We start from the raw sequence: 23,198 nt of genomic DNA, 5'->3' as shown, positions 1-23,198 counted from the left end.
CATGTTGGCTTGCAATGCAGAACGTAGAATTTATAGGCGTGTAGGAGGAGAACATTTACATTTAGTATCAGGTAATAAAGAGTTATTTTGGTTTAATGGCATACATGGAGTTGATCCTTCAAATCCAATGTTTTATGATATTAGTGTTGAATTTTCAAAGTTTAACCCGGATATGGTTTTGGTTGAAGGAAATGCATCAGCCCCAAACGATAGTCTGGAAGCAATTAGGCACGGAGAGAGTGCGTTTGTGGCTTACTTGGCACAGGCAAGTAATATTGCTATTCAAAGTACTGAACCTACCGATTCCTGCATCTTTAGTTATGTTTTGAATTCATGCACTAAAGATGAGATATTAGCCATGTTTGTAATCAGGCAAATGGTACAATGGCAGCGCCAAAAGGCAAATATTAATTTTGAAGAAATGGCTGTGGATTTTGTTAACAATACTAATAAAACATTGAAGTATTCAGCAACGCCCATAACTATTACACAGTTATCGGTTCTCCTGGAGCCTTATACCAATATTGCAAATTTAAATAACAATAACTGGAAAAATTTTGAAGCTAAAAAATATCTGTATTTTTCAAAAAACAGGATTAATGAAATCTATGAAAAAGTTTCAGCATATAGGAATATCTATATGATGCAACTATTAAAAGAGAAATTTGAATGCAATAATAAAATATTTATAATGATGGGATTTGACCATGCAAAAGAGCTTAAAAAAGCACTGACAGAGATTTTTGAAAGTGATAACTGATTAATTATTGCCTCACTTATTACTGCAATAAGGTAGCTGGCTTAAATTAATTAATATATAAAACATAGTTGAACTAAACCCCGCGATGCGGGGCAGCTTTACATTCTGCTGAAAATAGCTTACCTTTTTTTCCAATCCTTAAATTTTTAGTTATGAAAAAAAAGCATTCGTGAGTTGATGGAACGCGAGATGCGTATCCGCAACAATAGTGAACGAACCATCCGCTGTTACATTTGCTCGGTGGGGCAGGTATCCCGCCATTTCAGCCTGCCACCGGGAAGAATCAGCACCACTCAGTTTAAAACTTATCTCCACCATTTAATTGTCAAGGAACATTGCTCGGTTAGCCGGATTAACCAGAACATCAGTGCCTGGAAAATCTTGCAACAAGATGTACTTGGGCGGCAATACCAAAGTATTGAAATCAAACGTCCGCGCAGGGAGAAAAAGCTTCCCGAGCTTCTTTCGGAAGATGAAGCCATCAGCTTATGCAACTCTTCGCGTAACCTGAAACACAAAACCTTGTTGAACCTGGCTTACGCTACTGGACTTCGTCGTAGCGAGCTGCTGAGCATACGACCACGCAACATTGATCGCAAGCGAAGAGTGATTCGGATTACCGGCAAAGGTAATAAGCAGCGTGAGGTTCCCTTGCCAGCCTCTGTTTTACAGCTGCTCGAAGTTTATTTTCGGGCTTATCCGATTAATAACTCGTCATAAACTATCAACCCACAAACGTTCTTTGACCCAGTGAAACAATAATTTATACACCTACCCGATCCAAGGACATCGGGAATACTATGCCCGGATACCACGAAAAAAAGCCATCAATAACCAAATCGTCGGCAGGATGAACAGAGACAGATGCTTATAAAAAGGCAAAAAGAAGAATGCAGGAACCGACAAGCCCATAGAGCGTCGACGGGGAATAGCCCAACTATATTTTATCCATCATTTGAACCTTCCGTTCACAACCTACTAATAATATGAATGATTATTCATACATTTAACATCGCATTTATACGATGGATAAAATACTAGAACGTTAGCGGTCAGCTTGAAAAAACTAAACAACTATGGAAAAATTCTTATTAAAACTATTCGACATCAACAAAATACCAACTAAGCTTATCTTCGTTTTATGGTTAAGCTCCTCCTTAATTCTTTTTGTACCTGAAAGATTTCTAACTAGACTTAATCTGACAGACTTCTTAGTAGAATACGGCAAATATATTGGCATAACTTTCATTGTTACATCAGGATTTCTTATAGTTGTGTTAATAAGCTACATTTCTCGCTTAATAAATTCAAAAACCTTCTCCAGAAAGATTAAGCGTAAAATCTTGAATGAGATACAAAACCTAAATTTTCATGAAAAAGCCTTACTTAGAGAATTTTATATCAATGGAAAAAATACGTTACAACTACCAATAGATGATGATACTGTAACGGGGCTTACTAACAAGCACATACTATACCAAGCTTCAAATACTGGCTTTACATATATTCATGGTGCGTACTTCCCATATTCAATCACGGAAATCGCCTCAAAGAATTTAACCCACGAAATGATAAATTTACCTAAGAACCTTACTGAAGAGGACGAACAATTTTTAATTGAAAATCGTCCGGAATGGGCAAAGCAGAAAAGTAAAATGGATAATTTATTTAACTCAGTGTATTGATATGGCGAGTAATTTTTCATTTTCAAGACAAGAATTGGAACAGATTGCTGAAGACTTAATGGATAACAAAGAATATTGTTTTTTGGAATTAAGATATTAAAATAAAAGCCGAACCGCTAACAAAAGCTATATGTAATGCGGGGAACAGCGGGTAATTCAACCGCAGTTCTTCGTAGCTGGCAACGCCAATTCGTCTTTGACGATTTGGCTATAAAAACTAAAATATGAATAAACGAATTGGCTCAGTGGCAGCCTGACTGTGAAGTATTTCAAAGTCCCGCACTCCACATAGCCAAACCGTTAGCGTTCATGTTGAAATCCTAAGCGAAAGAAGCACTAATGAAAGAAACGATAGAAGAACTAACCGCATTATTCGATGAAGCTAAGGCGAGAATCGAATTTGAATTTGTTCAAACTCTGATAAACTATAGGGGAATCGGGACTAAAGAACTTTCGACAAACCTACATGAATGGTTTGATGCCATTGATTTTTACAAAGAACTTTATCATTCAACAACACATAAAGAAAAAACAAGAATCGGGTGTTTGTTGTATGCAACGTTCTTTGAGAATAGTGACTTTTACAACATAATCGGAAGTCTTTGTAAAATTAAGTTGGGATACAAAGGTTCTTCTTACCTATTTTGGAAAACCAGAAAATATGAACGGTTATTAGGTATTGGCGAAAAAAAGGATTTTTTGCTCGAATTATTAGAAGATGCAGGCAAGCAAAACATCATTTCCTTTTTTGATGAAAACCATTTTAAAGAAATTCGAAATACTTTTTTTCATTCAGCTTACTCATTGAGTGATGAAGATTACATTCTTCACGACTCTGAACCAGTATTTATCGGAGGTGTTGGTCATACTCATTTTAATGTCACAGAGTTTTTATATCCAAAAGTTGAGAACGTAATTCAATTTTTTGATGCATTTAAAAAATTATATATCGAAAGTTTTTCTGCTTATCAAGCAGACAAAGAAGTTGATGCACTTTTCCCCAACCCTTGCAAAGCAATTATTTTAGGTTCAGAAGATGGATTAAAAGGATTTCGTATTAAAAATGCAGTTCAACTTTTTGGGGCATGGCACGATTCAGGAGTTTGGTATGATGAAAAATATCAAATGTGGGCGGGGCATAATTGCCGTATAGATTTTGCTAATGTTGAGACTATTGAAATTCAGGACTCGCTTACCAGATATGAAACTAAAGAAGATATCACAAGAAGTGATTTAGAATTTCAAAACTTAGTTGATAAAATAGTTGAAAGGAATAATCCTGATGAAATATATAGAGCAACTCATTTACTTGTAAAATTTGGCGATGTTCGTTTCAAAAAGATGATTGCAGAAACAAATGGATTTAAGCAGAAAAATTTTCCAAAAATTATTTTGCCATTTTACAGACAAGCGGTTGAAATTGGCTCTAAAATTATGGATATGAAAACCGTAAATAAAAACATCAAAACTCTTGAAGAATTTATGGAGAGTTGACAATAATGAAAAAATTAAAAACACGAAACGCTAACACGTGGTATAAGTCATGGCTGGGTTCGTGCGGATTCGACAAGTCGAATCTCGCCCCAACCTCAGTCTCGGTCGGACACTCAGACTCTCGTCTGACCGCCACGACCTCATAGTGTGCCGAGAAGCGATGAATCGGCAAAATAAAGTTCATTGCATGCTGTAATTGAGATGGTGGAAGTTGCAAACGAGCAACTGGACACTGGTGTCGCCTTACAGGAGGAGGCATCAAACCACCTAAAGGTGCTGTGTTTAAGAGGCATGGTGCTGAGCGTTTAGGAAAAGATATAGCACGATTATATCAGGTGTGAATATAGGAGCTGAACGCAAGTGAACCCTTGAAGAGGAGTCGAGAAGTGGCCATATCCAGTCAAAAGCTACGGAGTATGTGACGGAGTGATGAGCTTAGCGGTCACCTGTTTACTGGCTAAGCGGCTGGCGTCTTACAGAGGGCAGGAACTATATTTGGGCTCAGTTACGGAACTCGGGAACCAGTCACATTGATGTTAAGCGAAAGGCACAACAGGCACAACCTGGAGGCCGAATAGCGATGCAATGTACTGGGGCAGACTAACTCGTAGTAGTGCTGAAGCTTCTGTAATGGGAGTGGAGCGAAGGGGTTAGCTAATATAGTTGAATCTCTTGCCAACCTGAAAGGGGATGAGCTTCATAGAATTAACTATATTAGAAGAGCCGGATGACGGGAGACTGTCAAGTCCGGTTCTGAGAGAGGCTTGGGGTGAAATTCCCCTTGCCTACTCGATCAAGTGACCGTTAGCGGCAAGCAAAATGAACGACAGTGCAAAAAATAAACTATGCCGATAATAATTGATAACATAGAATTAGACGAAACAAATGTTGAATTCAATTATGCTTCTGACTTTGTAAAGCATACGGATAGACTTGTTTATTTAACTGGTAAAGCAGGTACTGGAAAAACTACATTTTTAAAGTATCTAAGAGAGACAACCACAAAAAACACTGTAATCCTTGCTCCGACAGGTGTAGCGGCAGTAAACGCAGGAGGACAGACAATTCATTCTTTTTTTCAAATTAGACCAAGCGTTTATGTTCCAAATGATAAAAGATTGAGAACAAAACCTGATTTGAATGACCCTGACCGTAGTACCATATTCGACCATTTCAAGTATTTCAAAGAAAAAATAGGGATTATTAGAGGTATGGAACTTCTAATAATTGATGAAATTTCAATGGTAAGGTGTGATTTAATTGATGTTGTCGATAAATTGCTTCGTGTTTTCAGGAAAAAGGAGAATGAGCCATTTGGAGGTGTGCAAGTAATTTTAATTGGAGATACTTTCCAGTTAGCACCTATCGCACGAACTGACGAATGGAATATACTTAAAGAATTTTACTCAACAGAGTTTTTCTTTGGCTCAAAAGTAATTGAGAATAATAAGCCTGTTTATATTGAGTTAAAGAAAATATATCGGCAAAATGAGCAAGAATTCATAGACCTATTAAATAGAGTTCGTGTAAACCAAGTTACTGCAAATGAATTAGGGATACTAAACTCAAAGTTTAATCCAACCTTCTCACCTGAAAATGGTTCCAACTATATTACTCTTGCAACTCATAATAAAATAGTTGACAGCACCAACCTTACGAAATTAGCAGAATTAGAAACGGAGTTAAAATTATTTGAAGCGACAGTTACAGGAACTTTTCCTGAAAACATAATGCCAACTGAAAGAATCTTACAATTAAAGCAAGGCGCACAGATTATATTCATCAAAAATGACAGAGCCAAAAGATACTTTAATGGAAAGATTGCTAAAATTAAATCAATAGAAAATAACACGATAATTGTTGAGTTTTCTGAAGGAAATGAAATAACAGTTGAAAAACAGGAGTGGGAAAATATTCGATATAAATGGAATAAAGAGGAAAAGAAAATTGAAGAAGAAATAATCGGAACATTTACTCAATTTCCAATCAAATTAGCTTGGGCAATTACGGTTCATAAAAGCCAAGGTTTAACATTTGAAAAAGTAATAGCTGATTTAGGAGCTGCATTTGCATCAGGTCAAGTTTATGTTGCTTTAAGTCGTTGCACAACTTTTAATGGATTGGTACTAAAGACTAAAATCTACAACAATGCAATAAAAACAGACCCTAAAGTTTTAAGTTTTGCTCAAAACGAAACTCCAAGCACATTGATAGTTCAAGAACTAAATGCTGGAAAAGCTGATTTCTATTACAAAAAATCAAGAGAAGCAATTCAAAAATATGATTTCAATGCTGCTTATGACAATTTTACTCAAGCAATTAAATACAGGAATGACATTGAAACCAGTGGATTTAAAAAATATTTTATCACGATTGCATCAAGGATTTCTTCATTTAAAAGCAAATACCTGGGACTAGGAGAAGTATATGAGGAATTAGTCCAGTGCAAAACGGAAATTGAAAGCAGAAACAATGAATTGCAAAAGGAAAATTCTGAGTATGCAGAAAAAACAACTCAACAGAACGATTCGATAAAATTATTACTTGACAGAGTACAAGAGTTTGAAAGACTGACCAATCAACAAAAAGGAGAAATAAATGATTTAATTGATAAAGTGAACAATCAGGAAAGGATAATTAATGATAAGGATTCAATTATTGGTCAACAGAAAAAGGCGATTTCAGAATTAGAGCAAATATTGAAGAATAAAGAGAATGAAATAATTAGATTAAGAAATTTAAAATGGCATCAGAAATTACTTGGAAAAAAATAATGCCAGCCACTAATAATTAAGCGTTCGAGCCGCGCGCAGCGCAGAGCTTGAACGCGGTGTTGACGTAAACCGGGATTAATAGCCGAAACAAGTATTATGGGTTTTCCGATTGGGAATAAGCTATTTTGCCTGACCACGATGGTCGGGTTTTTTATTTCCGGCCTGCCCCTTGTTTGAGCGAAGCGGTGACGAGGGGTGACGAGGGGTTCGCTGTTTGTCGTTTGCAACGACACTATTGAAACTTGCTGCAAGCATTCGCCTTAGCACAGCTTACAAGCTTGCATGAGCTCTCCCGCACTTCCGGGAGTGCAAAAAAAAAACAGGTGTTGTGGCTGCCCGCTGATTTGCCATAATCCATAAATTTTAACAATTTAGGTCTCGCTCACTGTCAAGAATACACTATAAATGCCGCTTTTGAAACAGTAAAACGAACCAAATTAAACCAATTAAAATGAAATGAATCATCGAGTTACGGAATTTAGCGATGCCTGTCGAGTCTGTTTAGCCATAAGTCTCGATTTTGTCGCATTTTAGATGTGTTTAAAGCACTTTTTTTGATATTTATGCGAAAAAAAAAGCGCTTAAATTATTGAATTTAAGCGCTTTTAATGTTATTTGGTATTTCTCCTGGTACCCCGGACGGGATTCGAACCCATGACCTACTGCTTAGAAGGCAGTTGCTCTATCCAACTGAGCTACCGAGGCATCCTTAAAGCGGTTGCAAAGATATAAAAATATCAAAAAAAGCAATCACCCCAAAGCACTTTTTACTCCTTATAGCGTGCAGCTTGTTTTAAACAAGATGAATGTTGTGTTTTCGGCACTGCTCGTACATTTCGTTGGGCCAGATACTCGACTGAATTTCACCGATATGTGCTTTCCGAAGGAAATACATGCAAATACGAGACTGCCCTATTCCTCCTCCAATTGAGAGCGGAAATTCATTATTCAGCAAACGTTTGTGCCATAGTAAGTCTTTCCGATCCTCGTTTCCAGTCAACTTTAGCTGGTGCAGCAGCGCCTCCTTGTCTACTCGAATTCCCATGGAAGATATTTCGAACGAGCTCTGCAGGGTGGGGTTCCAGATAACAATATCGCCATTCAAGCCCTTATATCCGGCTTTTGTTTCCGTCGACCAGTCATCGTAGTCAGGGGCGCGCCCATCATGCTTTTCGCCACCGGGCAGTGAGCCTCCAATTCCGATAATGAATACGGCTCCGTATTTCTCAGCTATCTCATTTTCGCGCTCTTTGGATGTAAGCGTAGGATACTCGGCTTCCAGATCTTCGGCATGGATAAACGTAATTTCTTCCGGCAATATCGGCTTGATTTGAGGATAATGCTCATAGACAAAAAACTCGGTTCGCAACAAGACGGTATAAATTTTACGGACTACCTTTTTCAAAAAATCCAGATTCCTTTCTTCATCCGAGATCACACGTTCCCAATCCCATTGATCAACGTATAATGAGTGGATGTTGGTCAGCTCTTCATCCGGGCGAATGGCGTTCATGTCGGTGTAAATCCCATAGCCCTGGTCAACATCTAAATCAGCCAATGTCATTCGCTTCCACTTGGCCAATGAATGAACAACTTCGGCAACCTGATCATTTAATTCTTTTACGGGGAAAGTAACCGGACGCTCTATTCCATTTAAATCATCATTAATACCAGTTCCTTTCATAACAAAAAGAGGAGCGGTAATTCGACTCAACTTCAGCTCGGAAGACAGATCTTGCTGGAAAAAATCCTTCACTAACTTGATGGCCTTTTCTGTCTGTTTTAAGTCCAGATGAGACTTGTAGTTTTCTGGAAAATATAATTTCATAGTGTACAAATTAGAACTGTCAGTCGACAGCAACGAATTCAATTAATAATTACTTCGTGCTAAAATTAGGAAGAATCTTTCAGTTTAATAAAAAACAGATCTTTAAATTGAAAATTCGAAAGAGATATAGCCTTTTCGAGATTCACTCACCAATTCTGATTGTTCACCGGTAAAGTTGTTATTTTTGCTGCGTCATGAATCTGTTTAGACATCCAAATATTGTCAACCTTTACCTGATTAAATTCTCTAAGTGGTTCAACTTGGTGATGCCTGTTGTGGTCATTTTTTACCAGGAGAATGGATTGAGCATGCAAGAAATTTTCTGGCTCAAATCCATTTATTCGGTTGCTATTGTGGCCATGGAAATTCCATCGGGTTATCTGGCTGATGTTTGGGGACGTAAAAAGACCTTGATTCTGGGAGCACTGTTAGGATCGGCAGGGTTTGCAATGTATAGTTTTTCGTTTGGATTTTGGGCTTTTGCCATTGCTGAAATCGTTTTAGGTATTGGGCACAGCTTTGTTTCGGGAGCAGATACAGCCATGCTTTATGACACCCTAAAGGTTTCGAAACGAGAGGGCGAATACATGAAACAGGAAGGATGGATTACTTCGTCAGGGAACTTTGCTGAAGCCATTGCCGGAGTTAGTGGCGGATTGTTAGCCACCCTCAGCTTACGGATGCCCTTTTATTTTCAATTCGCTGTGGCGTCAGTTGCCATTCCGGCAGCGTTTCTTTTAACAGAACCTCAAACACAAGTTAAAGCAATCGCTAAAAATTTCAGTAGCATTCTAAAAACTATTCGTCAAACTTTTCAACACCGCGAATTACGGTCAGCATTGCTGGTTTCTTCATTTACCGGAACTGCATCGCTGACCTTTGCGTGGTTTGTTCAACCCTATTTTAAAGCAATAAATTTACCACTTCCGCTATTTGGTACGATGTGGACTTTACTGAACCTTTCGGTTGGGCTTTCATCCATGATATCGTATAAAGTAGAAAGCAAATTAGGACAGCGAAAATCACTGCTGTTAATTATCATCGGATTGTCACTTGGATATTTACTTTCAGCTTGGCAAGTCAGTCTGGCCGGATTATCAATCCTGTTCTTCTTTTACCTCATTAGGGGCATTGCACATCCGATCCTTAAAAACTATATTAATGGCTATACTCAGTCCGAAGTGAGGGCTACCATCTTATCAATTCGAAATTTTGTAATCCGTATCAACTTTGCTGTAATTGGTCCCGCACTGGGGTATTTAACCGATCAGTTCAACTTATCAACCGCCTTGTTTTGTGCCGGAATAAGCTATTTGATTGTTACACTAATTGTTGCACTTCCTCTTCTTAAAAAGTAATGCCGGAAACGATTCATATACTCAGCTTTAACCCATCGTAGGCCAGGTGCACATTGGCAGGCAGTTGTTTCTCCACGTCCTCATGAAGCCCCATCAAGTGCGAAATATGTGTCAGGTAGGCTTGTTTTGGTTTTACTTCTTCAATCAGCTCCAATGCCTCTTCTAAATTGAAGTGAGAAATGTGCTTTTCAATTCGAAGCGCATTAACCACCAGCACATCCAAATCGCGGAGTTTTTGCTTCTCTTCGTCTTCAATTCGATTAATATCGGTGAGGTAAGCCATTTTACCAATCCGGAAACCAAACACCGGGAGTTTATGATGATAGCCGCGAATTGGAATTACATCAATCGAATTCACTTTGAATGGTTTGTTGTTAACCAAATGTAGATTCATTTGCGGAATCCCCGGATACTTATTTTTTTCGAACACGTAATCGAAAACCCGCTTGATGGAGTTTTGAACCCGCTGCTCGGCATAAATATCAGTCGGATGTTTTTGCACCCAATTAAAAGCCCGGATGTCATCCAAACCAAAAATATGATCGGTATGCTCGTGGGTAATTAAGATAGCATCCATCTTCTTCAATCCAATTCGCAACATTTGCTGTCGAAAGTCAGGCCCTGCATCAATCACAATTTTCTGGCCGTCAGTCTCAATAAAAAGTGCCGACCTCAGGCGTTTATCTCTGGCATTAGTCGATTGGCATATCGCACAATCGCATGCTACCACCGGAACTCCCTGCGAAGTCCCTGTTCCTAAAAATTCGATTTTTAAATTCAATGCTTTCTCCATGTACTTGGGCAAAACTACAAAAAATAGATTTTCTTATGTGGGGTGTGTAAATTAATTAATTTTGAAGAAAATTTGAACTATGGCAAGCTTGTATCTCATCCCAATTACTTTGGGCGATAGTGAACTGAATACCGTTATTCCGGAAAATCACAAGAAAATCATTCTTTCAATCTCTCATTTTATTGTAGAAAATATTCGTACGGCACGTCGTTTTCTTAAAAAAGTGGATCGGAATATTGACATTGATTCTCTTCAGTTTTACGAATTGAATAAACATACCAATAAGAATCAACTCCACTCGTATTTAGACCCCGTAACCCAAAACTTGCCAGTAGGGATTATGTCGGAAGCCGGATGCCCCGGTGTTGCTGATCCTGGAGCCGAGGTTGTTCGAATTGCCCATGAACAAAGTGTCCGCGTAGTTCCACTTGTTGGACCATCATCCATTTTATTAGCTATGATGGCCTCGGGAATGAACGGACAGAATTTTGCATTCAACGGCTACCTGCCCATCAAAAAGGGAGAAAAGGCTACACAAATTAAGCACCTCGAAAGTAGAATTTACAGTGAAAACCAAAGCCAGCTTTTTATTGAGGCTCCTTATCGCAATTTACAGCTACTCGATGACTTGCTGCAAAACTGCCAGCCGCAAACGAAGTTATGCGTGGCCTGTGATTTAACCCTGAAAACTGAATTCATTAAAACGCAAAGTATTTCGAACTGGAAGAAGTCGAAACCAGACATCCAGAAACGACCGGCAATCTTTATTTTGGGGAAATAAGTTTCTTTTTGAAGTGAGTTTCAACGAAAGAACAACTTAAATTCGTGTTCGAAATTTGGGGTGAAAATGCTTTTTCCTAAACTATTTGCAAGCTGCTTTTCTGTCCAAAATCGGCCCTCTGTTACTTCATCCGAATGAAGATGGATTCCTTTAAAATCGTTGGTGACAAACACATAAACCAACTCGCGTTCCAATTCGGATTCCCAAATGTATTGTTTGATTAGTTTTGCTGAGAATTCTTTTAACCCAATCTCTTCCCAGGCTTCGCGCTTTAAGGCAGTTTGCAAGTCCTCCCCAAACGAGATATGTCCACCAACGGCCGTATCCCATTTTCCGGGTTGCACCAGCTTATCAATGGGGCGTTTCTGCAAGTAAATATCACCTTTGCGGTTCAATACATGCAAATGCACAACGGGATGAAGCAATTTTTCGCCATTGTGACATACCGAACGTGGAGCTTTGCCAAGCACTTTCCCCTGTTCGTCGACTATGGGTAGCTGTTCTTCGGTTGAAAGCTGTTTCTGTTTTCTTTTCTGCTTTGCAAATTCAATAATAAATACCACCACCCCAAACAAGATATAAAACAAACCACCACTTATAAATGCCCATGCCTCGTTTGACATGTAAAACACCGCATAAAAAACGAAAGCTGTATGCGCCATAAAAACAAAAAACATCAGCCTTAAACTCTGCCGCATTTTATTCATTTGGACTTCCGATATTTCCATATCCTTCATGTATCGGCGGCTCATCAGTTCAACGACATTAACCTTTGAAAAGGCAGATAAGGCTAAAACGGCGCAAAGGATAAGTTCTATCAGTGCAGGCTTTAATTTGAAAAAAATATCGTTGTCCAGGAGAATTGAAATTCCTCCCAAAGCGATCAACAGTAGCGTATCAAAAAGAACAAAGCGATCAAAGCGTTTTTCCTTCACTCCAATCCAAGCCATTTCAATTATACCAATGATCAAGGCGGCAATTACCCCGGCTTTCGTTCCCCAAACTTCGTCAATGACTATAAAAGCAAATAAAGGGATAAAGCCCGGTAGTAACTTCTTTAGAAGTTCTATTCGTTGGTTTTGCATCTAAAAATAAAACCCGCAAAAGCGGGTTTCAAAATTATTTAGTTTGAAGTATTATCTAATCTATAATGCTTATAAACCTCCACATCAAATATTAAGGTTGAAAAGCGGGGAAGTCCAGAAGATGTTGTGGCTCCATATGCTAAATTTGAAGGAATAATTAAAGTAGCCTCACCCCCTTGCCTCATGTGGGTAAGCCCCTCACTGAGGCCAGTAATCACGTCGGAGCTTCCAACAATAACATCATAAGGTTCAAAGTCGCCTGTTGAACCTGCAGAATAGGCACTATCAATAGTCATTCCTGAATAAAAAATCTTTACACGATCACCGACTTTTATTAAAGAATCACCTGTTCCTTCTACATGCTCGATATAGTACAAGCCCGACTCGGTGGGCTCTGTCGTAATTCCGTTAGCCTCAATGTACTCATTGAGCCTAGCCAGTTCTTCTGCTCTTAACTTATCTAAATCAAGACCACTATCCTTACATGAAACGGCTGCAACCAAGGCACAACCCAAAAGAGCAAAAAAGAAAAACAACTTTTTCATATGATTATAATTGTTTGTTTAAAAAGGTTTCATATGTCACTTGCTTGATAATAACTTCTTGGATTGAAACCTATTTATCGAGCTTGTTTCATATAAAATTCCGATCTGTTTTATTCGTAAATATCTTCTAACTTTATAACAAATGCTAATGTGGTGAATGGTGGAATTGAGTTATTACCTCTTGAACCGTAAGCATAATCAGAGGGAATAACAAATATCCCTTCAGCTCCTTTATTCAAATGCATTAAAGCATCATCGAATCCAGCAATCAATCCGCCTGGAGTGAACGTAAATTTCCAAATACTATCAGCATAATGATACGCTGATGCATCAAAAATCCTTCCGTTATCAGGTCTAAATCCTTGGTAGTTGACCCCAATAGAATCACCTGTTTGAACGAAATCTCCTTCTCCTTCTTTCGTAATTGAATAATAAACACCCAGGTCAGTCGTGTCTATATCATATCCTCTGTCCATCAACGTGTCTAAATACTCACCAAGCAATGCATCTTCGCGAGCTGCAGTATAATTAATCGGGTCAACAATAGGATCATCATTAAAGCATGAGTATGCACTTACAACAATAACAGCGAGCAATAAAAATTTTAAGAACTTCATTTTTTTCATTATTACGATTTTGTTTTAACTAATTTTTCCTGATAAACCGGAAGCAGTTTCCTGTATTTATCAAGGGTTTCGGTTAATGATGCATAAATCTCCCCTCCGGCTGCGTTGCAATGTCCTCCTCCATTAAAATTTTCGGAGGCAAACTCATTAACAGCAAATTCGCCCTTTGATCTAAAAGACGCTTTTACCATTCCATCCTTTTCTGAAAAAAGGGTGCTAAAATGGATTCCACGAATCGACAAGGGATAATTCACAAAGCCTTCGCTGTCTCCTTTTACAAAGTTAAATTTAGCTTGCGTTTCCTTGGTCAAATAAATAACTGCTGCATGGTGTTCCGGGAAAACCTCCATACACTCGTTCAGGCAATATCCCAGTAGCCGCATGCGATCGGCAGAATAATTATCAAACACCTGGCTATGAATATAATCCTGATCAATGCCAAATTTTAGCAATTCTCCTACAGTCTGAAACGTTTGCGGATCAGAAACATTGTAATCAAACGATCCGGTATCGGTCATTATACCACAAAAAAGGCATTCGGCCGCACTCTTATTCATGTATTGTTCAAAATCGAGTGCCCTGATAACGTGAAAGACCAACTCTGCTGTTGATGAGCATTCCGGGTGAGAGATGATAATATCAGCAAAATCCTGTGGGTACGGATGGTGATCAATCAGTACCGTTGATTTTGAATAGTTCTCAATCAATTCTTTCATCTTTCCGGTTCTTGAAAGATGATTGAAGTCCAGGCAAATTAACAGGTCTGAATCGTCCAAAAGCTGCTCGACCTTTTTGGGATCAGACGAATAAAAAGTAACTGATTCCTGATCGTCCATCCACTTAAAAAAATCAGCATATTCATTAACACAAACAACATTTACCTGTAACCCGGAGGTTTTTAAGATGTGTGCCATTCCTAAAGCTGACCCGATTGCATCTCCATCAGGGTTTACATGAGGTAAAATAACAACACGTTGATTGGGCTCAACAATGAGCTCCTTAAAAGCGTTTATTAAATCTAATTTCAGTTCTTTCAAAATTCAAATATTTTAACCGGCTACAAATATAAAAATAATGCACCCGGTATTTAATTTTAGTTAATTAATTTTCTATTTTCGTTTGATTTATCAAACCTAACACAAATTACACAAAATGGCTGGAAAACGAACTCTTACCATCATCAAACCAGGTGCCGTTGAACGAAACCTGATTGGGCCAATCCTGGCAAAAGTTAATGAAGCAGGATTTGTTATTAAAGCTTTAAAGTACACCAAGTTAAAAAAAGAACAAGCAGGTGCTTTTTATGCGGTACATAAAGACAGGCCGTTCTATAAAGATTTAGTGAAATTTATGAGCTCTGCACCAATCGTTGTAGCTATTCTTGAAAAAGAAAATGCTGTTGAAGATTTCCGTGCTTTAATCGGAGCAACAGATCCTTTAGAGGCCGAAGAAGGTACGATTCGCAAAATATTTGCGGAATCGAAAACCCACAATGCTATTCATGGATCAGATAGCGATGAAAATGCAATTAAGGAAAGTGATTTTTTCTTTTCCCGAGTTGAACGATTTTCAATTTAACGAAAAATAATCTCTTTGATTATATCTTCGCCCGCTTGTTCATTCAAGCGGGCTTTTAATTGCTCTTTCATCATTACCAACTCACTTCGCAAAGCCGGAGAACTGCTTTTTACAAACAAGGTTCCGTTGTTAATTCGCAACGACTCCGTGTATTTGGCAATCATCGGTCCAACCACTTTTTCCCACGAAGCAATCAAGTCAACTTCTGTCAGTTTTTTTCCAAGTCTGTTTTCCTCGATATAATCCTTTAATATGTCACTCAGTTTTTGTGTATTGCTTCGTCTCATTTTGTTACCTCGTTTACTGTTCCGTCGTTCACCTGAAAAATTTTAAAATCAGCTTCGATCTCCTCAATCATCTGATCTAAATGCTCCCGATTGGTATCGGTTATAAATATCTGTCCAAAATGATCGTCGGCCACTAATTTCACAATTTGCTCTACCCGGTATTTATCCAGTTTATCAAAAATATCATCTAATAGAAGGATAGGGGTCATTCCCGATAAATCCTTGATAAAATCAAACTGAGCGAGCTTTAGAGCGACCAAATAGGTTTTCTTTTGCCCTTGTGATCCAATCTTCTTAATGGGATAATCTCCTAAATTGAAAAGAATATCATCCTTATGAATTCCAACCGAAGTATATTGTAATAGGCGGTCTTTAGGTATCGACTCTTTTAACAGCTCGGCAAAGTCGTGGTCGTAAAGTTTCGATTCGTGTACCATCTCAATTCGTTCTTTCCCTGAAGAAATCAACTCATAATAGTGCTGAAATATGGGCTGTAATTTTTGCAAATATTCAACCCTTTTTTCATGAATCAGTTTTCCGTAATGAACCATTTGGTCACTCCATACCTCAAGGCTTTCTTCGCTATAAAAGCGGTCGGCAGCAAACTGTTTCAATAGTTTATTACGCTGTAATAATGCCCTGTTGTAACGAATCAAATTATCAAGATAAACCTGATCATACTGCGAAATAATTGAATCAAGAAAACGCCTGCGTTCATCACTGCCTCCTAAGATCAGATTCATATCTGATGGCGTGACAATAATCAGCGGAAGCAAACCGATATGCTCCGATAATTTTTTGTACTCTTTCTTATTTCGTTTGAAATGTTTCTTTTGCCCCCGCTTCAGTCCACAATAGATATTTTCTTCATTCTCCAGTCGATGGTACCTACCGTGAATGACAAAAAAATCCTGATCATGCATAATATTCAGCCCATCAATGGAGCTGATAAAACTCTTGCAAAACGATAAATAAAAAATCGCATCCATCAAATTTGTTTTTCCGGCTCCATTATTACCGATAAAACAATTCAGATTTGCGGAAAACTTCAGATCGGCTTCCTCGAAATTTTTAAAATTAACCAGCGATAGATTTTTAATATACATGAAGAAAATTCTTTAGGCTAAACAAAACTAAGAAAATAAAAAATGAAGCAGGAGGCATTTCGTTTACTGTTGAAAAAAATAATTCATTACTCCAGTATTCGTGCCTGAATATGAAATTCATTGGTTTTGGAAACGATAATAACAGCGACATGTTGATTAATATTAAATTTTATAAACCTTTCCTGCTCTTTATTTTATAAAAAAACATATTTTTGCGTCACGAAATTGGAATAATCTATTTAAAAGATGGCAAAAAATAAGGACACCAGAGAGCAAGACAGCTTTTCAGAAGTTGAAAGTACGTTGACAAAAACGGAGCAAATCATTGAAGACAACCAAAAAATTCTAGTAATTGTTGTTGGAGTAATTGTCGCAATTGTAGTCGCTTACCTTGGTTTTACAAAATTATATATTCAGCCTCGTGAACTGGACGCTCAAGAGCAAATGTTCATGGCAGAGCAGTATTTTGAAAAAGATTCTTTTAATCTGGCGATTAATGGAGATGGCAATTATCTCGGATTCCTGGATATTATAGAAGACTACGGAATGACCGATGCTGGAAATCTGTCTAATTATTACACCGGAATCTCGTATTTGAAATTAGGAGAATATGAAGCAGCGTTGGATTATTTGAACGAGTTTGATACGGATGATCTGTTGTTAGTTCCGGTTACCGAAGGAGCAAAGGGCGATGCCTATCTCGAACTTGGAGAATCCGACAAAGCGCTGTCGGCCTATAAAAATGCATACAAAGCTTCAGAAAACGAATTCACCACGCCTATTTACATGATGAAAGCGGCTAACTTATTGGAAGAAGAAGGGAATTTGGACGATGCGTTAGAGATTTATCAAACTATAAAGGAAGAGTACCCAACGTCAAATGAAGGACGAAGCGTTGCAAAATACATCGCTCGCGTAGAAATTAAGCAGAATAAATAATTTCAATTAATATATTTCTGAAAATCCCCTCATCGCAGGGGATTTTTTATTTTTGTAGAAAAATTAAAGGTATGGCAACAAAAAATTTATCAGCATACGACATCGAATCTGTTCCTTCGGCAAAAGGTTATAAAGTTGGAATTGTAGTCGCTGAGTGGAATTATGAAATTACAGGCGCTCTCGCACAGGGAGCTATTGACACTTTAAAGAAGCATGATGTTGAAGACGATGACATCCAGATAAAGCATGTGCCGGGAACTTTTGAGCTTCCACTGGGGGGGCAATTTTTTGCTGAGTACAGCGATGTGGATGCAATCATACTGATTGGTTGTGTTATTCAGGGAGACACTCGTCATTTCGATTTTATTTGCGATGGCGTAACTGCTGGAACAACTGATTTGAACCTGAAATACAATAAGCCCTTTATTTTTGGGGTTTTAACCACCAACAACGAACAGCAGGCTTTGGATCGTGCCGGCGGCAAATTAGGCAACAAAGGCGACGAAGCAGCAATTACAGCAATCAAGATGATTGCACTTCAGAAAGAAATGAAAGCATAAAAAAAAGGGGATTAACCAAATCCCCTTTTCTTTTTTCTACTAACTAAAACTAAACCCCTATTCGACTATTCTATTTTCCGGGTCTAACATTGCCTCCTCGTTGATCGGGCGAACGTCTTTTCTTCATTCGCTCTTCTTGTTGTTTCTGCATTTCATCAAACTTTTCAGCTTGCTCCGCATTCAGCATACTTCGGATTTCGACATTTCTGTTTTTCATCGTTTCGCGCATTTTAGGAAATAAAGCCTTGCGAGCGTCCTCGTCAGCAGCATTTTTCATTTCCTCACGCATTTTTTCCGATTTCGCCTGATACTTTTTATTGATCTCGTGCAGCTTGTCTTGTTGAGCTTCATCAAGCCCAAGTTGCTCCACCATTCTCTTTTCCATTTCTTCAGGACTCCTACGTTGACCCTGTCCTGGCTGTGCATAGCTAAATCCGACAACGGTAATCAATAAAACAACCAATAATTGTATTCTTTTCATGTGATTAAAATTGTTTATTTATAAGGTATTACATGGAACTCTCGATGAAATTTAATTATGCTTGTTTGTGAAATATCGCAGATTAAATTTCATGTTCGTTTCATTGGGATATTTTTAAATGTTTAGTTTTATTGACTCTCAAAAGCTCATTTCGTTTAATCACTCCATTTCCTTTCATGAAAGATTCCACTATTTTTACCCAAAAGAAAGAACTATGCAAGCAATGATTTTTGCAGCCGGACTAGGAACACGGCTTCAGCCACTTACGAACGACAGGCCCAAAGCACTGGTGAAAATTAATGGGAAAACTCTGCTCGAACGATGCATCGTGAATTTGCAAAAGCATGGAATTCAAAAAATCATTATCAATGTTCATCATTTTTCTGAACAAGTTATCGCTTTACTTCAGGAATGGACTTTTTCAGGTTTAGACATCCAGGTTTCAGATGAAAGCGAGATGCTTTTAGATACCGGTGGAGGAGTTTTAAAAGCTGCTCCGTTGTTTGATAAAAAACAGCCTGTTTTATTACTGAACGTTGATGTACTGACAAACCTTTCTTTTCGAGAACTACGATCTTACCATCAGCGAGAAAAGACACTTGCAACTTTGGTTGTTCGCAAGCGTGACACCTCGCGTTATTTGCTTTTCGACGACAATCGACAACTAACAGGATGGAAGAACTACAACACGGGTGAAACAAAGATCTCGAAGCCTGATGAGTTTGAACAATCAACCCCTTATGCTTTTAGTGGTATTCAGATTATTCAGCCCGAATTATTGAACCTCATCGAAGAGAAGGGTAAGTTTTCAATTATCGATTTATACTTGCGTCTGGCAAAATCGAACTCGATTAAAGCATTTGTTGACGACCAATCAATATGGATGGATCTAGGTAAGTATGAACAAATGAACGAAGCCGAACAGCTGGTCAAACAGCTGGATTTAGAATAAAAAAATGGCGAAGTACATCGGTACTTCGCCATTCAATATCTAATGCGTTAATAAACTATTCTTTGGGTTTGAAAACCACATCAATCAAATCTGCTCCTTCGAAGAAAGAAGCAGCAAACTTTTGAATATCTTGTTTGGTCATTTCATTCAGTAGCTCTTCGTAATTAGCGGGATCTGCCGAGTTGATACCAGAATAATAGTAGTTGTATAATGAATTCATCCAGAAACTATTATGCTCTAAAGACTGCTGGCGATCTTTCAATAAATTTGAAACGGTTTTGTTAAAGTCCACATCCGTTGGGCCTTCTTCAATAATTTTGTTGATTTCCTGATAGATCAACGATTTGAGCTTTTCTGTTCTGCTTGGATCACAATCAAACATGATTTTAACTTGAGCTCGCTCAACCGGATATTGGCTCAATCCACTTCCAACACGAACGCCATAAGTTCCACCTTCATCTTCACGCACCGACTCGGTATAACGTAAATCTAGAATGCCTTTCAGAACCTTCATCGCCAGAATGTTTTCCTGATTGTATTCAATATCATTTACATAGGTCACATTTACATTGGCTTTGGGAGTTTCAAAAGCAATCGGAATAACTTTATCAGTTTTTCCTTCCGGAGCTCTAACGCCACGATCAACCCAGTTTTCTTCACGATCATTATCGGTTAATGATCCGAGGTATTTCGTTGCCAATTCCTTCACAACTTCCTGATCAATATTACCGACAATAAAGAAGGTGAAATCTCCCGCATCCTGAATACGATCTTTATAAATCGATTCGATTTCTTTAAAATCTACATCAGTCAAATAGTCAGGATCCATTGTTCTTACGCGTGGATGATAGTCTGACAAAATATAGGTCAAAGAATCCTGCATGATTTTCTGCGGATTTTTAGCCATGTTCGAGATGTAGGCCACATAACGAGACATCAATGCATTATGCGCTTCTTCATCAAACCGCGGTTTTTCGAAGTACAAATAAACGAGTTGTAGCATTGTTTCAAAATCCTTTGGAGTACTTGAACCATTAAATCCTTCCGTCAATGAGGAGAAAGTTGGTGATACTTCAACCTTTTTACCTGTTAGCATTTTTTGCAAGGTGATTGCATCAAAATCTCCAACCCCATAAGCACTAACAAAAGTCTGTGCCATTCCTGCTGAAGGCACCATGTCATTTTCAACTTTCGAAGTTCCTCCATCACTGTATGCCACGAGAGAAACGGCATCTTTTTCATAATCTGCATGGCGGAAAATGACCTTTACATTATTTGCCAGTGTCCATTCAACGGCATCAAAAGCATCTAGTTTCCTGGTATTGACAATTGCAGAACCCGTCAAGTCTTCGTCGATAAGCGAAGCATCGCCAGCAGCATCAACATAAGGCTCAATCTCCATTGATTCGACTTTTGTAATAATGCTTTTTGCTTCAGCTTCTGTTAAGTGTTCGGCATCGGTTGGACCTGTTATAACAATGGTTCTGTTATCGTCTTTTATCCACTCTTTGGCTTTTTGTGAAACCTCTTCAGCCGTTATCGTTGGAAGTATCTGGTTGGCAAATTCATACTCAACATCAATCCCCGGAGCCGGAGTCATTGTCAAATAATACTCGGCGTACTCGCGTGCGTAACTATCATTACTAATCTTATCTTTCTGTTTGTAGTGGCTTTCCAGTTCGGTTAAAAAGTTGGTTTTGGCTCGCTCCAACTCACTTTCAGCAAACCCGTAACGTTTGATACGCTCGGTTTCGGTCATAATGGCCTCCAGCGCTTTTGCTTCATTATTTGGGTTGGCTGTTGCCGTAATACTGTAGGCATCGTACCCCCGCACAAAGCCTGACATAGTAGTTGATCCCATTATAAAAGGCGGCTCCCCTTTTTGCAACAGCTCCTGAATACGCATGTCGGTCATCGAATTGTAAAGGCTTTGAATGTAGTGATTCTTTAAGTCTTCGTAGGCTTTTGGCTTCCCATCGTTATTTTCTTCAAGAATAAAAACAGAAATACTGGATTGAGTCGCTTCTTCATCTGTTGCAACTACAAAATAAGTTTCATCGTGTGATGGAATCTTGAATGTTGGACGCTCTTTGGCATCTTTTACAGCTGGTATTGGAGAGAAAATCTCTTTCACTTTTTGCTCAACCACTTCTACATCGATGTCTCCCACAATCGCAATAGCTTGCAAATCGGTTCTGTACCAATCATGATAAAAATCTCTTAACGTACTAGGCTCATGATAGCGAATAACAGTTGTGTCTCCAATTATATCGCGTACAGCCCATTTCGATCCTTTAAATAAAACAGGAAACCACTGATTCCGAAGTCTGAAGCTTGCATTCCTCCGCGTTCGCCATTCTTCGGTTATCACGCCTCTTTCGGCATCAATTTCTTCTTCAGTCAGTAATAAATAATTTGACCAATCATGAAGAATAAGCAAGCAGGTGTCAACTAATCCATCATGAGTTGTTGGCACCTCACTCAAGTTATAAACCGTTTGATTAAAAGCTGTGTAGGCATTAATATTACGCCCAAAAGCAACGCCATGGTTTTGTAAGGTGTTTAAAATGCCTTTTCCTTCGAAGTTCTCAGTGCCATTGAAAGCCATGTGCTCTAAAAAATGCGCCAGACCATTTTGGTCATCATTTTCCAAAAGAGCTCCCACATTTTGGATCATATAAAAGCTAGCTCGATCCTTGGGCTCTTCGTTGTGACGAATGTAGTAGGTCATCCCATTCTCGAGGACTCCTGTTTTTACATTCGGATCAAGTGGTACTTGATCTGTCAATTTAAACTCGGACTGAGCCAACACTGGTAGTGTTATAAACAGTAGTAAAATGCTTTTTAATCTTCTCATTTCTTATTATTTATTTTGAAAATAGATGCTCTTGATTACGAAAATACAATTAGTTATCATAGCAAATGTCAAGGTTGTTGAATTCGTTCGTCTTCAAAGAATAAGTATTAAGCTCTGCCGTAAATTACACTTTGAAATTATAAATTATTGATCGAATTTCTATCTGGGGCACAAATCCAGTTGAAAATATAAAAGCCTATTGTTTTTATATTTTGATGGCTCAGAGAAGGAGAAGAGGGTAGGCGTAGAGCTGAACTCCTTGTATATTAGTTTTTTTTGAATTCGTTTCCTTGAAAAAGTGGTGACTAATTCTAATGCTAACCTCAATAATTTGACTGTGGTTTTCCCAATGAACACTAGGCGCGGGCATTTAATAATAAACTGAAAAGAATGTGTGACACATCCTCTCTTTTAAGTATTTCTGCTTATTCAATTTGCTAAGGTCACGCTAAATAATTGAGAAAAAGCTAACGAAAAATTGGTAAATGAATGTCGTTGGGCGTTGCTGTAAAACGTGGTATTATTATAAAAATTCCACACTAATGAGGTGCGAAGTCTACAATCAATGTCTTATAATGTTTTGATAGTTAGCTTATTGATGGGTTTGGCACCAGTTTTGGCAAATGATAAGATGATTTTCAACCACCCAAAAGATAAAGGTTCATTGATGTGATTGAAAAAACGGTGGAATAGCTTATGCAGTAATGGT

The 23,198-nt window shown here is 38.3% G+C and carries 21 protein-coding genes and 1 tRNA gene; 11 read left to right on the top strand and 11 right to left on the bottom strand.

Features of this window, described 5'->3' with window-relative positions; all coding sequences use genetic code 11:
- Position 1: 1 nt before the first annotated feature.
- The 5 genes from GR929_RS13430 to GR929_RS13410 all read left to right on the top strand — a co-directional run bounded on the left by GR929_RS13430 (position 2) and on the right by GR929_RS13410 (position 6,713).
- A complete protein-coding gene (locus tag GR929_RS13430) occupies positions 2-760 on the top strand; it encodes a hypothetical protein (protein ID WP_159520614.1) in 759 nt (252 codons plus the stop codon).
- 177 nt (positions 761-937) lie between these two features.
- A complete protein-coding gene (locus GR929_RS13425) occupies positions 938-1,480 on the top strand; it encodes a tyrosine-type recombinase/integrase (RefSeq protein WP_159520612.1) in 543 nt (180 codons plus the stop codon).
- Positions 1,481-1,836: 356 nt separating this feature from the next.
- Positions 1,837-2,445 (top strand): superinfection exclusion B family protein, encoded by a 609-nt coding sequence (locus GR929_RS13420; protein WP_159520610.1) that lies wholly within the window; start codon positions 1,837-1,839, stop codon positions 2,443-2,445.
- A 339-nt stretch (positions 2,446-2,784) separates the two neighbouring features.
- On the top strand, positions 2,785-3,939 hold the full coding sequence (locus GR929_RS13415) for a hypothetical protein (protein ID WP_159520608.1): 1,155 nt from the start codon (positions 2,785-2,787) through the stop codon (positions 3,937-3,939).
- 845 nt (positions 3,940-4,784) lie between these two features.
- Positions 4,785-6,713, top strand: a complete 1,929-nt coding sequence (locus GR929_RS13410) for an ATP-dependent DNA helicase (RefSeq protein ID WP_159520607.1) — start codon at positions 4,785-4,787, stop codon at positions 6,711-6,713.
- Between the two features lie 628 nt (positions 6,714-7,341).
- On the opposite strand, the gene GR929_RS13405 is transcribed toward GR929_RS13410, so the two are convergent.
- Positions 7,342-7,418 (bottom strand) — tRNA-Arg (locus GR929_RS13405).
- An 88-nt stretch (positions 7,419-7,506) separates the two neighbouring features.
- Positions 7,507-8,541 (bottom strand): aspartate--ammonia ligase, encoded by a 1,035-nt coding sequence (gene asnA, locus GR929_RS13400; RefSeq protein WP_159520606.1) that lies wholly within the window; start codon positions 8,539-8,541, stop codon positions 7,507-7,509.
- 194 nt (positions 8,542-8,735) lie between these two features.
- Between asnA and GR929_RS13395 the strand changes: the two genes are divergently transcribed.
- Entirely contained in the window at positions 8,736-9,899 is a 1,164-nt protein-coding gene (locus tag GR929_RS13395; RefSeq protein WP_159520605.1) for an MFS transporter, read from the top strand.
- A 13-nt stretch (positions 9,900-9,912) separates the two neighbouring features.
- On the opposite strand, the gene GR929_RS13390 is transcribed toward GR929_RS13395, so the two are convergent.
- Complete coding sequence (locus GR929_RS13390) at positions 9,913-10,692, bottom strand: MBL fold metallo-hydrolase (protein ID WP_159520604.1); 780 nt, start codon at positions 10,690-10,692, stop codon at positions 9,913-9,915.
- 79 nt (positions 10,693-10,771) lie between these two features.
- Between GR929_RS13390 and GR929_RS13385 the strand changes: the two genes are divergently transcribed.
- Positions 10,772-11,473: an SAM-dependent methyltransferase gene (locus GR929_RS13385; RefSeq protein ID WP_159520603.1), complete on the top strand. Its 702-nt coding sequence runs from the start codon at positions 10,772-10,774 to the stop codon at positions 11,471-11,473.
- 20 nt (positions 11,474-11,493) lie between these two features.
- Here GR929_RS13385 and GR929_RS21795 read toward each other — a convergent pair whose 3' ends face one another.
- From GR929_RS21795 to GR929_RS13365, 4 genes are all read right to left on the bottom strand, one after another.
- Positions 11,494-12,558, bottom strand: coding sequence for a septation protein IspZ (locus tag GR929_RS21795; RefSeq protein ID WP_201301010.1), 1,065 nt, complete (start codon positions 12,556-12,558; stop codon positions 11,494-11,496).
- Between the two features lie 38 nt (positions 12,559-12,596).
- Complete coding sequence (locus GR929_RS13375) at positions 12,597-13,103, bottom strand: FKBP-type peptidyl-prolyl cis-trans isomerase (RefSeq protein WP_159520602.1); 507 nt, start codon at positions 13,101-13,103, stop codon at positions 12,597-12,599.
- A gap of 110 nt (positions 13,104-13,213) precedes the next feature.
- The gene (locus GR929_RS13370; RefSeq protein WP_159520601.1) at positions 13,214-13,729 is read right to left on the bottom strand and encodes an FKBP-type peptidyl-prolyl cis-trans isomerase; all 516 of its coding nucleotides are present in this window, start codon (positions 13,727-13,729) and stop codon (positions 13,214-13,216) included.
- Between the two features lie 2 nt (positions 13,730-13,731).
- Positions 13,732-14,766: a DHH family phosphoesterase gene (locus GR929_RS13365; protein WP_159520600.1), complete on the bottom strand. Its 1,035-nt coding sequence runs from the start codon at positions 14,764-14,766 to the stop codon at positions 13,732-13,734.
- 115 nt (positions 14,767-14,881) lie between these two features.
- Between GR929_RS13365 and ndk the strand changes: the two genes are divergently transcribed.
- A complete protein-coding gene (ndk, locus tag GR929_RS13360; protein ID WP_159520598.1) occupies positions 14,882-15,307 on the top strand; it encodes a nucleoside-diphosphate kinase in 426 nt (141 codons plus the stop codon).
- On the opposite strand, the gene GR929_RS13355 is transcribed toward ndk, so the two are convergent.
- Positions 15,304-15,594 (bottom strand): DUF721 domain-containing protein, encoded by a 291-nt coding sequence (locus GR929_RS13355; RefSeq protein ID WP_159520596.1) that lies wholly within the window; start codon positions 15,592-15,594, stop codon positions 15,304-15,306. The genes ndk and GR929_RS13355 overlap by 4 nt on opposite strands.
- A complete protein-coding gene (gene recF, locus GR929_RS13350; RefSeq protein ID WP_159520594.1) occupies positions 15,591-16,700 on the bottom strand; it encodes a DNA replication/repair protein RecF in 1,110 nt (369 codons plus the stop codon). The genes GR929_RS13355 and recF overlap by 4 nt, the downstream gene beginning before the upstream one ends.
- A 246-nt stretch (positions 16,701-16,946) precedes the next feature.
- Between recF and GR929_RS13345 the strand changes: the two genes are divergently transcribed.
- Both GR929_RS13345 and ribH read left to right on the top strand, forming a co-directional pair.
- Positions 16,947-17,639: a tetratricopeptide repeat protein gene (locus GR929_RS13345; RefSeq protein ID WP_159520592.1), complete on the top strand. Its 693-nt coding sequence runs from the start codon at positions 16,947-16,949 to the stop codon at positions 17,637-17,639.
- A gap of 71 nt (positions 17,640-17,710) precedes the next feature.
- Complete coding sequence (ribH, locus tag GR929_RS13340) at positions 17,711-18,199, top strand: 6,7-dimethyl-8-ribityllumazine synthase (RefSeq protein WP_159520590.1); 489 nt, start codon at positions 17,711-17,713, stop codon at positions 18,197-18,199.
- A 70-nt stretch (positions 18,200-18,269) separates the two neighbouring features.
- Here ribH and GR929_RS13335 read toward each other — a convergent pair whose 3' ends face one another.
- Positions 18,270-18,680, bottom strand: coding sequence for a Spy/CpxP family protein refolding chaperone (locus GR929_RS13335; protein ID WP_159520588.1), 411 nt, complete (start codon positions 18,678-18,680; stop codon positions 18,270-18,272).
- Positions 18,681-18,894: 214 nt separating this feature from the next.
- On the opposite strand from GR929_RS13335, the gene GR929_RS13330 reads away from it, so the two are divergent.
- Positions 18,895-19,632 carry a nucleotidyltransferase family protein gene (locus tag GR929_RS13330; RefSeq protein WP_159520586.1) on the top strand — a complete coding sequence of 246 codons (738 nt, stop codon included), beginning with the start codon at positions 18,895-18,897 and terminating at the stop codon, positions 19,630-19,632.
- A gap of 55 nt (positions 19,633-19,687) precedes the next feature.
- Here the strand turns inward: GR929_RS13330 and GR929_RS13325 are convergent, their stop codons facing one another.
- Entirely contained in the window at positions 19,688-22,489 is a 2,802-nt protein-coding gene (locus tag GR929_RS13325) for a M16 family metallopeptidase (RefSeq protein ID WP_159520584.1), read from the bottom strand.
- Positions 22,490-23,198 lie beyond the last annotated feature (709 nt).

Source organism: Sunxiuqinia indica (assembly GCF_009847015.1).
Classification (GTDB): Bacteria; Bacteroidota; Bacteroidia; order Bacteroidales; family Prolixibacteraceae; genus Sunxiuqinia; species Sunxiuqinia indica.
Note: the sequence above shows the minus strand (reverse complement) of the source record. Positions and strands in the feature narration are given on the sequence as shown.

What these genes read in the sequence shown, in the direction of transcription:
- GR929_RS13430 (WP_159520614.1), top strand. Translation starts at nt 2, where the DNA reads ATGTTGGCTTGCAATGCAGAACGTAGAATTTATAGGCGTGTAGGAGGA.
- GR929_RS13425 (WP_159520612.1), top strand. Translation starts at nt 938, where the DNA reads ATGGAACGCGAGATGCGTATCCGCAACAATAGTGAACGAACCATCCGC.
- GR929_RS13420 (WP_159520610.1), top strand. Translation starts at nt 1,837, where the DNA reads ATGGAAAAATTCTTATTAAAACTATTCGACATCAACAAAATACCAACT.
- GR929_RS13415 (WP_159520608.1), top strand. Translation starts at nt 2,785, where the DNA reads ATGAAAGAAACGATAGAAGAACTAACCGCATTATTCGATGAAGCTAAG.
- GR929_RS13410 (WP_159520607.1), top strand. Translation starts at nt 4,785, where the DNA reads ATGCCGATAATAATTGATAACATAGAATTAGACGAAACAAATGTTGAA.
- asnA (WP_159520606.1), bottom strand. Translation starts at nt 8,541, where the DNA reads ATGAAATTATATTTTCCAGAAAACTACAAGTCTCATCTGGACTTAAAA.
- GR929_RS13395 (WP_159520605.1), top strand. Translation starts at nt 8,736, where the DNA reads ATGAATCTGTTTAGACATCCAAATATTGTCAACCTTTACCTGATTAAA.
- GR929_RS13390 (WP_159520604.1), bottom strand. Translation starts at nt 10,692, where the DNA reads ATGGAGAAAGCATTGAATTTAAAAATCGAATTTTTAGGAACAGGGACT.
- GR929_RS13385 (WP_159520603.1), top strand. Translation starts at nt 10,772, where the DNA reads ATGGCAAGCTTGTATCTCATCCCAATTACTTTGGGCGATAGTGAACTG.
- GR929_RS21795 (WP_201301010.1), bottom strand. Translation starts at nt 12,558, where the DNA reads ATGCAAAACCAACGAATAGAACTTCTAAAGAAGTTACTACCGGGCTTT.
- GR929_RS13375 (WP_159520602.1), bottom strand. Translation starts at nt 13,103, where the DNA reads ATGAAAAAGTTGTTTTTCTTTTTTGCTCTTTTGGGTTGTGCCTTGGTT.
- GR929_RS13370 (WP_159520601.1), bottom strand. Translation starts at nt 13,729, where the DNA reads ATGAAAAAAATGAAGTTCTTAAAATTTTTATTGCTCGCTGTTATTGTT.
- ndk (WP_159520598.1), top strand. Translation starts at nt 14,882, where the DNA reads ATGGCTGGAAAACGAACTCTTACCATCATCAAACCAGGTGCCGTTGAA.
- GR929_RS13355 (WP_159520596.1), bottom strand. Translation starts at nt 15,594, where the DNA reads ATGAGACGAAGCAATACACAAAAACTGAGTGACATATTAAAGGATTAT.
- recF (WP_159520594.1), bottom strand. Translation starts at nt 16,700, where the DNA reads ATGTATATTAAAAATCTATCGCTGGTTAATTTTAAAAATTTCGAGGAA.
- GR929_RS13345 (WP_159520592.1), top strand. Translation starts at nt 16,947, where the DNA reads ATGGCAAAAAATAAGGACACCAGAGAGCAAGACAGCTTTTCAGAAGTT.
- ribH (WP_159520590.1), top strand. Translation starts at nt 17,711, where the DNA reads ATGGCAACAAAAAATTTATCAGCATACGACATCGAATCTGTTCCTTCG.
- GR929_RS13335 (WP_159520588.1), bottom strand. Translation starts at nt 18,680, where the DNA reads ATGAAAAGAATACAATTATTGGTTGTTTTATTGATTACCGTTGTCGGA.
- GR929_RS13330 (WP_159520586.1), top strand. Translation starts at nt 18,895, where the DNA reads ATGCAAGCAATGATTTTTGCAGCCGGACTAGGAACACGGCTTCAGCCA.
- GR929_RS13325 (WP_159520584.1), bottom strand. Translation starts at nt 22,489, where the DNA reads ATGAGAAGATTAAAAAGCATTTTACTACTGTTTATAACACTACCAGTG.